This is a genomic window from Mesorhizobium alhagi CCNWXJ12-2, assembly GCF_000236565.1.
Lineage (GTDB): Bacteria > Pseudomonadota > Alphaproteobacteria > Rhizobiales > Rhizobiaceae > Allomesorhizobium > Allomesorhizobium alhagi.
Window position 1 is genome coordinate 1 of record NZ_AHAM01000215.1, and the last position, 13963, is coordinate 13963.

12 protein-coding genes and 1 pseudogene are annotated in these 13963 nt (G+C 64.5%); 1 reads left to right on the forward strand and 12 read right to left on the reverse strand.

Translation table 11 applies throughout. The annotated features are described in order from the left end of the window. From MAXJ12_RS39135 to trbE, 4 genes and pseudogenes are all read right to left on the reverse strand, one after another. Window positions 1-153 (reverse strand): annotated as a pseudogene (locus MAXJ12_RS39135) (P-type conjugative transfer protein TrbL); the annotation flags it as partial. 4 nt (window positions 154-157) lie between these two features. Then, entirely contained in the window at window positions 158-484 is a 327-nt protein-coding gene (gene trbK-alt / locus MAXJ12_RS24245) for a putative entry exclusion protein TrbK-alt (RefSeq protein WP_008838686.1), read from the reverse strand. Between the two features lie 10 nt (window positions 485-494). Then, window positions 495-1265, reverse strand: coding sequence for a P-type conjugative transfer protein TrbJ (gene trbJ / locus MAXJ12_RS24250; protein WP_008838687.1), 771 nt, complete (start codon window positions 1263-1265; stop codon window positions 495-497). Beyond that, window positions 1262-3700 carry a conjugal transfer protein TrbE gene (trbE, locus tag MAXJ12_RS24255; RefSeq protein WP_008838688.1) on the reverse strand — a complete coding sequence of 813 codons (2439 nt, stop codon included), beginning with the start codon at window positions 3698-3700 and terminating at the stop codon, window positions 1262-1264. The genes trbJ and trbE overlap by 4 nt, the downstream gene beginning before the upstream one ends. 62 nt (window positions 3701-3762) lie before the next feature. Between trbE and MAXJ12_RS24260 the strand changes: the two genes are divergently transcribed. After that, on the forward strand, window positions 3763-4077 hold the full coding sequence (locus tag MAXJ12_RS24260; protein WP_008838689.1) for an NIPSNAP family protein: 315 nt from the start codon (window positions 3763-3765) through the stop codon (window positions 4075-4077). Between the two features lie 33 nt (window positions 4078-4110). Here the strand turns inward: MAXJ12_RS24260 and MAXJ12_RS24265 are convergent, their stop codons facing one another. The 8 genes from MAXJ12_RS24265 to MAXJ12_RS24300 form a co-directional block, all read right to left on the reverse strand. After that, window positions 4111-4392: a VirB3 family type IV secretion system protein gene (locus MAXJ12_RS24265; protein ID WP_008838690.1), complete on the reverse strand. Its 282-nt coding sequence runs from the start codon at window positions 4390-4392 to the stop codon at window positions 4111-4113. Continuing rightward, window positions 4392-4724 (reverse strand): TrbC/VirB2 family type IV secretion system protein, encoded by a 333-nt coding sequence (locus MAXJ12_RS24270; protein ID WP_008838691.1) that lies wholly within the window; start codon window positions 4722-4724, stop codon window positions 4392-4394. The genes MAXJ12_RS24265 and MAXJ12_RS24270 overlap by 1 nt, the downstream gene beginning before the upstream one ends. Continuing rightward, window positions 4721-5656, reverse strand: coding sequence for a P-type conjugative transfer ATPase TrbB (gene trbB / locus MAXJ12_RS24275; RefSeq protein ID WP_008838692.1), 936 nt, complete (start codon window positions 5654-5656; stop codon window positions 4721-4723). Before trbB ends, MAXJ12_RS24270 begins: the two co-directional genes overlap by 4 nt. A 572-nt stretch (window positions 5657-6228) precedes the next feature. Beyond that, on the reverse strand, window positions 6229-7494 hold the full coding sequence (locus MAXJ12_RS24280; RefSeq protein ID WP_085984051.1) for an ATP-dependent helicase: 1266 nt from the start codon (window positions 7492-7494) through the stop codon (window positions 6229-6231). Next, window positions 7475-9304 carry an ATP-dependent nuclease gene (locus MAXJ12_RS24285; protein ID WP_008838695.1) on the reverse strand — a complete coding sequence of 610 codons (1830 nt, stop codon included), beginning with the start codon at window positions 9302-9304 and terminating at the stop codon, window positions 7475-7477. Before MAXJ12_RS24285 ends, MAXJ12_RS24280 begins: the two co-directional genes overlap by 20 nt. Before the next feature lie 332 nt (window positions 9305-9636). Further along, complete coding sequence (locus MAXJ12_RS24290) at window positions 9637-10068, reverse strand: hypothetical protein (RefSeq protein WP_008838697.1); 432 nt, start codon at window positions 10066-10068, stop codon at window positions 9637-9639. A gap of 9 nt (window positions 10069-10077) precedes the next feature. Next, window positions 10078-12060, reverse strand: a complete 1983-nt coding sequence (locus tag MAXJ12_RS24295; protein WP_008838698.1) for a conjugal transfer protein TraG — start codon at window positions 12058-12060, stop codon at window positions 10078-10080. Window positions 12061-12085: 25 nt separating this feature from the next. Further along, complete coding sequence (locus tag MAXJ12_RS24300; RefSeq protein WP_008838699.1) at window positions 12086-13822, reverse strand: relaxase/mobilization nuclease domain-containing protein; 1737 nt, start codon at window positions 13820-13822, stop codon at window positions 12086-12088. Window positions 13823-13963: the final 141 nt, after the last annotated feature.

Here is a 13963-nt window from a genome sequence, read left to right on the forward strand (position 1 = left end):
GCCCCATGACCAGAACAGCGCCGCCAGGGTCACGTCGATCACGATCAGCGTCGTGGCGATGAAGGCCACTTCGCCACTCAGCAGGCCAAAGCCGCTGTCGATATAGCGGGTGAAAACCTCGAGAAAGCGATCGATGACGCCAGTGCCGCCCATATCGTTAGCGCTCCGCCGGTTGAGCGGGGGCTGGCGGCGTCGCAGTCGGCACGTCTGGCACGCGCTCCGCTGGACGCGCTCCGGGTGCGAGGAAGCGATCGCGGTTCTCGGCCCAAGCGCGCAGGCAAGCGGAATCGCGTGGTCCTGCCTCTCCGAGAGACTGGCAGCGGATCAGCTCGTCGCGCAGGGGATCAGTGGATGTCGCAGCGGGCCGGCTCGAGGTCAGGCCCTCGGCCGGCTCCTCCTTCCGGCTCATCTCAATCGCGGTCGCGGTTATCGCGACTGCGACAAAGACGATGGCGCCAATCCGCGCGAGCACCTTGCCATCCATGGCTACGCCCTCAGTTGCCGCTGTTCGGGAACATCCGGGCGTTGCCGGGCTGATAGCCGGAGCCAGGCGTCAGAAACCGCCGGCGCTGCTCGCGGCCCTGTTCCGCGGCCGCGGCGCGCTCCGCCTCGGAGAGGGCGTGTGCCCGGCCGTTGGCCGCGACCACGGCTGTAAGGTCGGCGAGTTGCTGCGCCTGGAGCGCGAGGAGCTGGTTACCGGCCTGGGTCGCCTGAAGCGCCCCGTTCGCGCCTTGGCTCTGTCCGACAAGCGCTGACATCTCTGCGCGGTTGGTATCGATGTTGCCAACCACTCCCGCCTGCACACGCATGGCGTCCTGAAGGCCGCCGACGGTGTTCTGCCAGCGCTCGCGAGCCTGGGCGACGAGCTGCTGATCGGAGGCCGACATTGAGGCGTTGCCGTAGGTGGTCTGGAACGCCTGATCGATGTTCTGGACGTTGTAGGCGATGCGCTGTGCTTCGCCGAGAAGCTGCTGGGTGCGCTGGACCGACTGCTGGAGTTGCTGAAGCGATGAGTGCGGCAGGCTCGTCAGATTGCGAGCCTGATTGATCAGCATCTGTGCTTCGTTCTGGAGCGAGGTGATCTGATTGTTGATCTGCTGAAGCGCTCGCGTCGCCGAGAGGAGGTTCTGGGCATAATTTGTTGGATCGTAGACGATGCGCCCGAACTGGGCGTATGCGGGAGCCGCCAGGAACGGGATCGTGGCGACGGAAACGGAGAGCAGCGCGGCGGCAAGGCGCATGCCGCGCGAAGGGTGCGGGTTCATGTGGACGTCTCCATGTTGTTGAGGTTGGGAATGAGGTCGACGGCCCAATCGAGGCCGCGCTGGCGCAGCCACGCCGCAAGGAAGTCTTCCAGTCCGTGGGCCGTCACGGTCTGCGTGATCGCAGTCTGATCCGTCTTTGACGATGTGGCGCAGAGGGCCAGCGCCACGTCCGACAAGCCGAGCTCGAACAGCCGGTTGCCCCGCCGGGACTGGCAGTAATAGTCGCGTTTGGGCATCGCCCGAGCGAGGATCTCGATCTGCCTGTCATTGAGTCCGAACCGCCGATAAATCGCGGTTATCTGCGGCTCGATGGCGCGCTCGTTCGGCAACAAGATGCGGGTCTGGCAGCTCTCGATGATGGCCGGAGCGATCGCCGAGCCGTCGATGTCGGAGAGCGATTGGGTGGCGAAAATGACGCTGGCGTTCTTCTTGCGAAGCGTCTTCAGCCATTCGCGGAGCTGGCCGGCGAAACCCTCGTCGTCGAGCGCGAGCCAGCCTTCATCGACGATCAGCAGGGTGGATCGACCGTCGAGGCGGTCCTCGATGCGGTGAAAGAGGTAGGCGAGCACGGCCGCCGCGGCGCCGGTCCCGATCAGGCCCTCGGTCTCAAACGCCTGGACAGTGGCTTCGCCCAAATGTTCGGCTTCGGCATCGAGCAGCCGCCCATAGGGGCCGCCGACGCAGAACGGCCGCAGCGCCTGCTTGAGGTCATTCGACTGGAGCAGGACCGACAAGCCCGTCAGGGTGCGCTCGTTGACCGGCGCGGAGGCGAGCGATGAGAGCGCCGACCAGAGATGCTCTTTCACGTCCGGCGTGATGGCGACGCTTTCGCGTCCAAGGATCGCAATCAGCCAGTCGGCCGCCCAGGCGCGCTCCGCGACATCGTCGATCCGGGCGAGCGGTTGAAGCGATACGCTGTCGTCGGCGCCTTCGGTGAGTCCGCCGCCGAGATCGTGCCAGTCGCCGCGCATGGCGAGTGCCGCGGCCCGGATCGAGCCGCCGAAATCGAAGGCGAAGACCTGGGAGCGCTCGTAGCGGCGAAACTGGAGCGCCATCAGCGCCAGCAGCACGGACTTGCCGGCGCCGGTTGGCCCGACGATCAGCGTATGGCCGACATCGCCGACATGGATGGAAAGGCGGAACGGGGTCGAGCCTTCGGTCTTGCCGAAGAGCAGTGGGGGCCCTGCCAGATGCTCGTCCCGTTCCGGTCCCGCCCATACCGCCGACAGCGGGATCATGTGGGCGAGATTCAATGTGCTGATGGGCGGCTGCCGTACATTGGCGTAGACATGCCCAGGCAGGCTGCCGAGCCAGGCATCGACCGCGTTGATGGTCTCGGGCATGGCGGTGAAGTCGCGGCCTTGAATGACCTTCTCGACGAGGCGCAGCTTCTCGGCGGCGATGCGCGGATCCTCGTCCCAGACGGTGATCGTCGCCGTCACATAGGCTTGGCCGGCATAATCGGCGCCGAGCTCCTGCAGCGCCATGTCGGCATCGGCCGCCTTGTTGGCTGCATCGGTATCGACTAGCACCGACGCCTCGTTGGTCATCACCTCCTTTAGGATGGACGCGATCGACTTGCGCTTGGCGAACCATTGGCGCCGGATCTTCGTTAGGAGTTTGGTGGCGTCGGACTTGTCGAGCAGGATGGCCCGGGTCGACCAGCGATACGGAAAAGCCAAGCGGTTCAGCTCGTCGAGGATGCCCGGTGTCGTGGCGCTGGGAAAACCGACGATGGTCAGGATGCGCAGATGCGTATCGCCGAGCCGCGGCTCGAGGCCGCCGGTGAGCGGCTGATCGGCGAGCAGCGCGTCGAGATACATCGGCGTCTCGGGCACGCGGACGCGGTGGCGTTTCGTCGAAACCGTCGAATGCAGGAAAGTTAGCGTCTCGGCGTCATCGAGCCATGCGCATTCCGGCATGAAGGCGTCGATGAGCTGGAGGATGCGGTCGGTGCGATCAACGAAGCCACGCAAGACCTCGTGGGCGTCGACCCCGGCGTGCTCGCGGCCCTCATAAAGCCAAGCCTCGGCGCGGGCGGCATCCTCGGCTGGTGGCAGGTAGAGGAAGGTAAGGAAGTAGCTCGACTCGAAATGCGCGCCGGCTTCCTCGAAGTCCGCCTTGCGTTCGGCGTCGACCAGCGCGGAGGCGCTGTCGGCGAACATGCTGGTGGGATAGGTCGCCGCTTGGTGCCGTTGCGCCTCGACGAAGATCGCCCAGCCGGAGCCAAGACGCCGAAAGGCGTTGTTGAGGCGTCCAGCAACCGCGATCAGCTCGGCCGGCACGGCGCTGTCGAGATCGGGACCGCGGAACCGCGCGGTGCGCTGCAGGCTCCCGTCCTTGTTGAGGACGACGCCTTCACCCACCAGGCCGGCCCAAGGTAGGAAATCAGCGAGCCGGCCATTGCGGTTGCGGTATTCAGCGAGGCTCATCATGACATGAACCACGGGGTACTGGTATGAACTAAATTGGGTGAATCGTCTGGGAGTTTAGAGGAATGATCAGTTGCTACATTCGATATGTCATTGATCCGTACAAGGTCTCCGAATTCGAGGCCTATGCCGCGATGTGGCTTGACTTGTTGCCGCGGTTTGGCGGCACTCTCCATGGATATTTTCTTCCATCCGAAGGTGAGAGCGACATCGCACTCACAATATTTAGCTTTCCAAGCCTTGCCGCCTATGAGCAGTATCGGAAAGACGCCAGCGTCGATCCCGACGTTCAGAAGGCACTCGAGTTCGCAAAAGAAACCCGCTGCTTTGTTCGATACGAACGATCCTTCTTCCGGCCGTTGCTTCCGAAGGGCGCGTAGATTGCTGGGAAGATTGATATTCGCGCACATGGGTTAGACACCGATATGGCCGGGAATGCGCAGGTGGCGGCGCACGACGTCGACGAATTGCGGATCGCGCTTGGCAGCCCAGACAGCCGCGAAGTGGCCGATCGCCCAGAGCCCGAGGCCGACCAGCCAGAGGCGCAGGCCGAGTCCGAGCGCCGCCGCCAGCGTGCCGTTGAGGATCGCAATTGAGCGCGGCGCGCCGCCGAGCAGGATGTGCTCGGTCAGCGCGCGGTGGACCGGGACTGAGAAGCCCGGAACCTCGACTATGGCCTCGGCCGACGTCGCCATCAGACCAGCGCTCCGCCGCCGAACGAAAAGAACGAGAGGAAGAAGCTCGACGCCGCGAAAGCGATCGACAGGCCGAAGACGATCTGGATCAGGCGCCGGAAGCCGCCTGAGGTGTCGCCGAAGGCCAAGGTCAGGCCGGTGACGATGATGATGATCACCGCGATGATCTTGGCGACTGGCCCTTCGATGGATTGGAGGATCGATTGCAACGGCGCCTCCCAGGGCATGGAGGAGCCAGAGGCGTGGGCGGCCGGCGCGAGCGCTAGGGTGAGAAAGGTGACGGAGGCCGCAGTCGCGATATGACGGCGGATGCGCATGGCACGCTGGATCATGACGGATCTCCTGTGGGGTGCTGGCTGGCGGGGATGACGCGGTAGTCGCCATCGGCGCCGAGCCCTTCGACGCGGGCGAGCTCGGCGAGCCGGCGCGAGGCGCCGCGGCCCGAGAGCACGGCCACGAGATCGATCGTCTCAGCGATCAGGGCGCGCGGGACGGTGACCACCGCTTCTTGAATGAGCTGCTCAAGGCGGCGCAGCGCGCCGATGGCAGTGCCGGCGTGGATTGTGCCGATACCGCCGGGATGGCCTGTGCCCCAGGCCTTCAGCAGGTCGAGCGCTTCGGCGCCGCGCACCTCGCCGATGGGGATGCGGTCGGGGCGCAAGCGCAGCGAGGAGCGGACAAGCTCGGAGAGTGAGACGACACCGTCCTTCGTGCGCATCGCTACGAGATTGGGCGCGGCGCATTGCAGCTCGCGGGTGTCCTCGATCAGCACCACACGGTCTGAAGTCGTCGAGACCTCGGCGAGCAGCGCATTCGTGAGGGTGGTCTTGCCGGTGGATGTGCCGCCGGCGACGAGAATGTTGCGGCGCTCGGCAACAGCGACGCGCAGCGCCTCGGCCTGGCCGCCGGCCATGATGCCGGCCGCGACATAGTCATCAAGGGTGAAGACGGCGACGGCGGGCTTGCGGATCGCGAAGGCCGGGGCGGCGACGACGGGCGGCAGCAGCCCCTCGAATCGCTCCCCCGTTTCCGGCAGTTCGGCCGAAACGCGCGGGGCGCCGGGATGGACCTCAGCGCCGACATGGTGGGCGACGAGGCGAACAATGCGCTCGCCGTCGGCCGGCGACAGCCGCTCACCCGTATCGGAAAGGCCCTCGGAAAGCCGGTCGATCCAGAGCCGCCCATCGGGGTTGAGCATCACCTCAACAATCGCGGGGTCTTCCAAAAACCGCGCGATCGCGGGCCCGAGGGCGGTGCGCAGCATGCGTGCGCCGCGAAGGATCGCCTCCGATTGTTGGTGAGTTGCCGCCACGTCGACCCCGTTCTCGTGCGGGCCCGCGATGTGCGGCCCTGGATCGGGGTTGAGTAGAAGAGGCAGAATTCAGGGCATTACAACAACCGAGATTCGGTCGTCGTACTGTGGCGTACAAAAACAGGGAAACGGCGGAAGTGCCGGCGAATGTTCCGGAGGGGATTATTCCGTTTCGCCGGGAAGTCGATCAACGCGCTTATGTCGACTATGGAATTGGCCGCTATCGACCTCATTGCAGTCTAACTGCTCAGCCCGCCGCGACCCGGAACCCGCCATTCGAAAAGCCCTTGGCGTTTCGCTAGACTGGGCGTTTCCAGCAGATCAGGTCTTGGCCAAGGACGGGAGAATGCCGACGTTCCGCGTCCGACTCGATTGCGGCCTTCTGCGAAACTCGCGACTGTCCGATGCACCACGGCTGTTGCCGCGTCTGCCGTGAATGAATTCGGCGGGAGGTATAAAAGTGGCAAGTGCGCGATCACAAGCGTTGCTGGATCGGAGAGCTTCAGGCGTCTCGCATGCAGCATTTAGGCCGCGTTGAACACGAATGGTGCTTGCTGAAGCAGGTTGTCGCCGCGGACAAGCACCTTGCAACTGATGCGCGCGCGCGTGATGCCGTTGTAGAGAAGTCTGGCTTTCAGCTGATCGCTACCTGGTACGCCGTGCGGCCAGAGAATGACGACGTGATCGAACTGGCGGTTCTTTGCCTGGTGAATGCCGAGGAGCGGAATACCGCGACCGCGATCGCTCGTGTAAGCGCGGAAGCTTGCCGCCTTCCGCTCGACGAGGCCTCGAAGTTCTGCCGCGGTCCAAAGCGTTTTCCCCTGCCGGCTCATCGAATGGAGCGCTGCAGAGATGACTTGAGGTGTCCATCGCGGCGGATTTTCCAGTTGTGCAAATCGCTCTGCAATCTGTGCGGGGCTTAGTAGGTCGGCAACTCCTACGACCGCCATCACGGCGGCAATCTCGTCCGAGGCGCGCGGCTCGAGGGCTAATCTTATCGGCGGAATGTTGTAGTTCGGAGACTGCAACCCTTCGCTGAGCCTTTGCGCAATCGCATCCGCCCAGTCGCGACCAGCTGGAGGAAAAAGCACGGCGCGCGTTCCTTGCGCTTGATGGATTGCTGCTCCAATCCGGAACGGAGCAAGATTGGGAAAGAAATAGTCTATCCTCAAACCCGGCCCGTTCACCGGCGCCGCTAGCTGCCGCAAGTTCGCGCCTGCGTTCAGCAAGCCAGCTACCGCCGTTCGATGGATGTGGTTGAGCTGGGTGATCTCCCCGCCCTGGAACCACTCCAGGAACGGACCCGTGTCCACTTCCTCGTCGAGGCATTGAAATTCGTCCGCCGCTACAAAGACGGATGCATGGGGTGCAAGTGCGCTGATGATCCGCAATCGCGGCGGAGCGAGTTCCTGCGCTTCATCTACCAGGATGACGGGGTAGGACCGCACCACCCATAGCGCGACTTGCGGGTGTTCGAGCAACTGTCCGCAAGCATTGCACGTCTCGTTGAAATCTCCCGTTGCAAGATCGAGCGCCGCCGCGAGCGAACGCCAGCGCGTCAGGACTTGCAGGGCAAAACTGTCGATCGTCATGGCGACCGACTTCCCGCGCAATTGCGGATTCGACCGTAGCTCCTCGTCGAGACGACGGCGCGAGCCATGCATGAAAGTGAGTGCGAGAACTTTTTGATGCGGCAGCAGCGGCTGCTGCGCCAGCCGCTCTCCCACCGACTCCATGAGTCTGTGGGTCTTTCCAGAGCCTGCCGGTCCTTCAAATCCCCGGAAAGGCATTGTTAAACGTCCATTGTATTGTGACGCCGTTGGCGTGGGCTAGCGGCGCGGCGGAGTTCGCAGGCGGCGGCTTGCCAGTCGCTATCGCAGCCAGAACGGAAAGAACATGCCGCGCGCGACGGCTGCATCCAGCCTTGCCGACAATTGCATCCGCAAGCGTCCCGTGCAGTATCTCGTCGCGCTTGGCTCCGTCTGATTTCAGGTAAGCGGCGAGGTCGCCGATATTCGCGGGCAAGGCGTAGGGAACAAGGTCCGCATGCGCGACGACGGTTGCATCAGCGGCGCATACCCATGCGACAACATCTTCGATCGTCCAGCCATTGGGCCATTGGATGACACGTGGACAAGGTGATGCGCCTCCGGAGAGAGCAGCCTTATAGTTGTTGCCTGCGCCATCACCGTCGACAAGGCACGTGATTGCCGGATGCACCATGGCGAGGTCGCGGTAGGTTTCATCGATGCGTGCGTCCTTGGTCGGGATAACGCCCACCTCGTGTGTGAAGGTCGCGCCTTGCGGGTCGGCCGGAAGCTCCGTCAGATCCGCGATGCGTCCGAACAAGCGCAACCAAGACGCGTCGAATTTGCCTTCGGGAACGAGAACGGCGGGATGCATGACCGCCGAAACCGTCGCCGCGCGCTCGGTCAGAAAGAGCGAGCGCCGCACCGCTGTCGCGTTCTGGTCGATCGGCGATTTCAGCAGCGGATTGGCGGATAGCGCGCCTGTGCGATTGACCATCAGCACGAGTTGGTGGGGATCGGCCACCGATGAGACGGTCGGCGAATGGCTTGTGATGATCGCCTGTGTCGCCATCTTCTTCAGATAATGGAGCAGCTTTCTCTGCTGGGGCGGCGGAACATGCAGTTCCGGTTCTTCGATCAGCATGATGAAGTTATCGCCGCGCGCTTTGCGCAGGCTGCCAAAGCGCGTGAGCAGGACGAGCGTCTGAAGCGAGATGATGCCGTTGCCGTGCCTTCGGCCAGGCAGCGGCGGCCGCCCTGGTTCCTGAAAGTGCGGCATCACGGCATCGAGTACGCCTTCGCTGTCTGTCGTGGTCAAACGAAGACTGAGATCGATCTCGCGGCCGAAGAGGGTCTTGAGGTCGTCATTTACCTCACCGACGAGCGCGGCAAGTTTCTCGTCTTCCTCGAGAGGCTGGTCGGGATTGCGGAGCCTGTTGCGCTCGGCTAGCACCGCCTCCGCTGGGTTGCCGCCCACATACGCGACCGTCTTGCGGAACAGATCGGAACCGAACGACATCATGCGGTCCCAGGTGCGGTTAGCGGGAACGAGGAAGAGACCGAGTTCCTTAATGAGACCTATCGGGAGGGGCACCACCGGCGAGTCATCCGCAAACGGATCGTCGTCATGTGCAGCGTCATAGAAGTATCGCACGGTCTCCGCTTCGAGCGTGGTGTGATCGAAGCACGCGCCGAATGCGATCTGGCAGGCAAGGTCCGTCGCCTGCGCCGTGGCGGCCGGGTGAAGGTCGCCGCTCGCGGGGTCGAACCATTTCTCGACGCCGCGCCCCTGCCGGAACCAGTCATGGTGGTGGGCGGGGTCGTTGGGCGCGAAACCCGAAATCGTGGCGACGATTTTGATTCTCGTTGCCGCGACGGGATCGGAGCCGAAGAAATCATGCTCCGTGAGATGGCGTACCAGACGTTCGCGCCCGAGGAGTAGCGCAAGCGCCTCGACGACAGTTGTCTTGCCCGAATTGTTAGCGCCGATGAGAATAGCGAAATCGCCGAACAGAACCTTTCCGTTCTGGATGCCGCGAAAGCCGTCTATGTCCAGTCTAACTATCTTCATTGTTCCTGCCCCCGGCGAGAACAATAGCATTTGAGGAAGTACCGGCGAAGCCCGAAGATGGAATTGCGCGCGCGCCCCAAGTGCCAAGGGCGGGTGTTCATAGCCGGCTGCGGAGAAACGATCGGCCTTGAAGCCGTTAGGTGTCGCGGCTGCAATGTCCGCTTTGCGATGAAAGCGATGTTTGCCTGAATGTCCGCGACGGAGGCAATTCGGCCTGAAGGTTGTCGACCAGGTGAAAGGCAGCTATCTTCGTGCGGCCGCCCATAGCCCGCCATTCGGCTTCCACCCCAAGCCGGCCACAAAGCGCAAGGCGGCGATGCATTCTGCGATCTCTAATCGTCGTGCGCGGTCTTAATGTCCTCCGAAATCTCCTGCCTGAGCTTCGGCCCGTGCGCGAGTCGCCGGCCGAGTGCGGCGACGAACTGCTCGTAGCGCTCGCCCGCCTTGGCGCGCGCTGCCTGGGCGGCGGGCTCCGGCAGCGCCGGCGTCGTGGTCAGCCAGAAGCGCACGAAGATCGCCAGGGTCTCGACGGCGATGCCGAGGTCGCGCTCGATGCGAATCATACGCCGGTCGAGCTGGTCGAGCCGCCTAGTGATCGCCGCCTCCTGGCGCTCGGCAGCGTCCGGCGAAAGGAAGGACGCGATGCTAGCCTCGGCGACCAGCGACAACGAATGGCCGCGCCGCGTGGCATGCGCCGTAAGCGCCCTCATGACATCGGGATCGAGATAGACGGAGAGCCGCTGCTTCTTTGGCGATTTCGTCATGACGAACTCCTACAGCTCGATGCCGTCACCGGGGTCGAGCGAGGCCTGGCGTGCGATCTGCCGCATCGCGTCCCTCATGCGACTATTGCCGGCGACGTCGCCGTCGGTGTCATCGGTCGGGTCGATCTCGAACTCGTTCTCGATCGGCATCTTCTCGATGGGCTGCACGCGGTTCAGCTCGGGCTGGCGGCGACGTTCGGATTCGGTCGTGTCCTCGTCATTGGGACCAGCTGCTGTAGCCGGAGGCAGGATCTCCGGCGCCGTGGGCAAGGCCAGATTGCTCCAATCGTCGCTCGACAAGCGGTCGGGTCTGGCGAGCGCCGGCGGCGGCAATATCCGCTCTTGGAATCGCCGGTCTTCATAGTAGCGCGCCTTCTTGCCGCGGATTGGCGGCGTCCCCGCGACCATTACGATCTCGTCGGAGGGTGGGAGCTGCATGATCTCGCCGGGGGTGAGCAACTGCCGAGCCGTCTCGGACCGCGAGACCATCATGTGTCCGAGCCAGGGCGAGAGCCGATGTCCGGCATAGTTCTTCATCGCCCGCATTTCGGTCGCGGTGCCGAGCGCGTCCGACACGCGCTTGGCGGTCCGCTCATCATTGGTCGCGAAGCTGACGCGGACATGGCAATTGTCGAGGATCGAATTGTTCGGCCCGTACGCCTTCTCGATCTGGTTCAGCGATTGGGCGATCAGGAAGCTCTTGAGGCCATAGCCGGCCATGAACGCCAGGGCGGACTCGAAGAAGTCGAGCCGGCCGAGCGCCGGAAACTCATCGAGCATGAGCAGCAACCGGTGGCGGCTGCCCTTCGCCTGCAGGTCCTCGGTGAGGCGGCGGCCGATCTGATTGAGGATCAGGCGGATCAGCGGCTTGGTGCGGTTGATGTCCGAGGGTGGCACGACGAGGTAGAGCGTGGTCGGGTGCTTGCCGCCGACGATATCGGCGATGCGCCAGTCGCAGCGCCGCGTGACCTCTGCGACGACGGGATCACGGTAGAGCCCGAGGAAGGACATGGCGGTCGACAGCACGCCCGACCGCTCATTGTCGGACTTGTTCAGCAGCTCGCGCGCCGCGCTGGCGATGACCGGGTGCGGGCCGGCATCACCAAGGTGCGCGGTCTTCATCATCGCTGCTAGCGTCGACTCGATCGGGCGTTTCGGATCAGAGAGGAAGGCCGCGACGCCGGCGAGCGTCTTGTCGGCCTCTGCGTAGAGGACATGGAGGGTCGCGCCGACCAGCAGCGCGTGGCTGGTCTTCTCCCAGTGATTGCGCTTTTCGAGCGAGCCCTCCGGATCGACCAGGATGTCCGCGATGTTCTGGACGTCACGAACCTCCCATTCCCCTTTCCGCACTTCCAGCAGCGGATTGTAGGCGGCTGACCTCGGATTGGTCGGATCGAACAGCAGCACGCGGCCGTGCCGCGACCGGAAGCCCGCCGTCAGCGTCCAGTTCTCGCCCTTGATGTCATGGACGATCGCGGAGCCGGGCCAGGTCAGGAGGGAGGGCACGACCAGGCCCACGCCCTTGCCGGATCGGGTCGGGGCGAAGCACAGCACATGCTCCGGACCATCGTGGCGCAGATAGTCGCGGTCGAGCTTGCCGAGCACGACGCCATCGGCGCCAAGCAGACCGGCCGCGCGAACCTCGTCCTTCCGCGCCCATCTGGCCGAGCCATAGGTTTCGACGTTCTTCGCCTCGCGTGCCCGCCACACCGACATACCGATTGCGACGGCGATCGAGATGAATCCGCCAGCCGCTGCGATGCACGCACCCTCAACGAAGATCGGCGGCGCGTAGGCATCGTAGAAGTACCACCACCAGAAGAAGGCCGGCGGATAGTAGACCGGCCAGCCAGCGATCTCGAACCATGGTGGGCCGAGCTGCGCTTGGAAGCCGAGACGCCACGCGGTCCACTGCGTGGCGGCCCAAGTGGTCATCACAACGATCATGAAAACGGTGAGAATCTGGCCCCAGAGGATTTTCGTCGCCGACATGCGAGGGTCCTTTCTTGACTAAGGGCTACAGGCCGAGGCCGCGTTTGCGGCCGAAGCTCCAGTCGATGCCGCCATCGCCACGAGCGACGCCGGACACATACTGGCCAACGTGCTTTTCGAGCGAGGGCGTCCAGGGTACGAGCTGGAAGCCGAGACCGTCGTCGATCATGGCGAAGCGGCCCGAGGCGAGCGCAATGCGCTGCCGATAGGCGCCGGCGACATATTCGCCGGTTCCGGCCTTGGAGAATGGACGCCCGGTCTCGGTCGCGAGCTTCTCGCCGATCGCGTCGATCTCTCGCTGGCGCAGCGTGTCGATCAGATTACGGGAGAAGATGACGCTGCTGCCGCGGCGCTCAGCCAGGCGATGCTCGATCAGATGCTCGGCGCGGCGGTTCATCGCGTCACGCACCTCGGCGCCGAAGCCGCCGCCGAGCGCGACGGGATCGCGAGCGATCGCCTGCCGGTCAAGCCAGGTCGCGCCGGTCGCGGTGACCTGGGCGGAGATGTCGAGGTCCGAGCGGACGGCAAGCGCGACACGCCGCTGTCCCCGCGCATCGTCGAACTTGCGCAGCTCGACGATCGAGCCCGGTGTGCTATCGCCGGCGGCCTCAAGGTCGGGCAGCTTGATGTGGTGGGTGCGGCCATCGACGCCGTCCACCACGGCATAGGCCGTGCCCTTCAGCTCGTCGTCGAGCCCTCGGTCTACGAGTCGGCCGACGACGGGATCGTTCAGGCTCTCGCCGGCGAGAACGTAACTCGCGGCGCCGCGCTCGATCCCGCGGTCGGTCAGCGCATGGTGCATGCGCTTGATGATGTCGCCGCGTTCGCCGAGCTCGCGCAGCGTTGCCTCGGCTCTGTCGGCGATGACCCACTGGCCCGGGCCGATCTGATCAGCGAGCCCCAGCGACTCCAGCTTGCGCAGCCGGCCAACCTTCAGGGCGTGGAATTCGTCAGGCTGGCGATCGGTGTGCGGCGCGAGATCGACGACGCCGGTTCTATAGGCGTCGCGCGCGAGCTGCCGATCGAGATTAGTCCAGCGGTCGGCATCGATCTGGCGCTCGAGGGTGCGACGGATGTCCTGATCGGTGCGCGGCCCCAGCTCCTGCGTGATGATGTCCCGCGCCCGGTCGCGCATGCCCTCCTTGATATAGTCGCGCGAGATGACGAGGTTCTCGCCGTCGTCCCGCACGCCGCGCACGATCAGGTGGACATGCGGATGCTCGGTGTTCCAGTGGTCGACGGCGACCCAGTCGAGCCGGGTGCCGAGATCCTTCTCCATCTGACTGACCAGCTCAGCTGTGAAGCCCTTCAGGTCGGCCATCTCCAGCGCGTCGTCGGGCGACACAATGAAACGGAAGTGGTGGCGGTCGTCCTCGCAGCGCTCGGCGAACGCCTTGGGATCGGCGTCATCCCCGCCGGGGCCAAACAGTCGGGCCTTCTCGCCGTCACGGGTGACCCCGTCGCGGCGGAGATAATTGAGATGGGTCGCCAGCGGCGCGTTGCGTCCACTCTGGCGCACGACGCGCGCCTTGATGACAGCACCACGCGAGCGGGCGGTCAGCAGCCGGTTGGCCTGAACCGCCGCGCGCTGGCCGCGACCAAAACGAGAGCGGTTTCCGGGACCGATCTTCCCCTTCCGGGATATCGCGCCGCCGGCCTTCTGCGCAGCAGCAAGCGCCTGGGCGATGAAGGGCCGCGCCTGCTGAGCTCTGGTCGAGCGGATGCGGCCGGGCCGGATGCGGAAATCGTCCTCCGCGCTCATGGCCGCAGCCCCGCACATCGCGCAAAGCCGATGAAATCATTGGGAAAGCGCCGCGCGCGCAGGCTGCGCCGCTCAGGCGCACCTCGCGTAAACGCGCCATAAGCCATTGAAAAACCACAACCGCACCAAACCGCACATCGC

What these genes read in the sequence shown, in the direction of transcription:
- trbK-alt (WP_008838686.1), bottom strand. Translation starts at nt 484, where the DNA reads ATGGATGGCAAGGTGCTCGCGCGGATTGGCGCCATCGTCTTTGTCGCA.
- trbJ (WP_008838687.1), bottom strand. Translation starts at nt 1,265, where the DNA reads ATGAACCCGCACCCTTCGCGCGGCATGCGCCTTGCCGCCGCGCTGCTC.
- trbE (WP_008838688.1), bottom strand. Translation starts at nt 3,700, where the DNA reads ATGATGAGCCTCGCTGAATACCGCAACCGCAATGGCCGGCTCGCTGAT.
- MAXJ12_RS24260 (WP_008838689.1), top strand. Translation starts at nt 3,763, where the DNA reads ATGATCAGTTGCTACATTCGATATGTCATTGATCCGTACAAGGTCTCC.
- MAXJ12_RS24265 (WP_008838690.1), bottom strand. Translation starts at nt 4,392, where the DNA reads ATGGCGACGTCGGCCGAGGCCATAGTCGAGGTTCCGGGCTTCTCAGTC.
- MAXJ12_RS24270 (WP_008838691.1), bottom strand. Translation starts at nt 4,724, where the DNA reads ATGATCCAGCGTGCCATGCGCATCCGCCGTCATATCGCGACTGCGGCC.
- trbB (WP_008838692.1), bottom strand. Translation starts at nt 5,656, where the DNA reads ATGCTGCGCACCGCCCTCGGGCCCGCGATCGCGCGGTTTTTGGAAGAC.
- MAXJ12_RS24280 (WP_085984051.1), bottom strand. Translation starts at nt 7,494, where the DNA reads ATGCCTTTCCGGGGATTTGAAGGACCGGCAGGCTCTGGAAAGACCCAC.
- MAXJ12_RS24285 (WP_008838695.1), bottom strand. Translation starts at nt 9,304, where the DNA reads ATGAAGATAGTTAGACTGGACATAGACGGCTTTCGCGGCATCCAGAAC.
- MAXJ12_RS24290 (WP_008838697.1), bottom strand. Translation starts at nt 10,068, where the DNA reads ATGACGAAATCGCCAAAGAAGCAGCGGCTCTCCGTCTATCTCGATCCC.
- MAXJ12_RS24295 (WP_008838698.1), bottom strand. Translation starts at nt 12,060, where the DNA reads ATGTCGGCGACGAAAATCCTCTGGGGCCAGATTCTCACCGTTTTCATG.
- MAXJ12_RS24300 (WP_008838699.1), bottom strand. Translation starts at nt 13,822, where the DNA reads ATGAGCGCGGAGGACGATTTCCGCATCCGGCCCGGCCGCATCCGCTCG.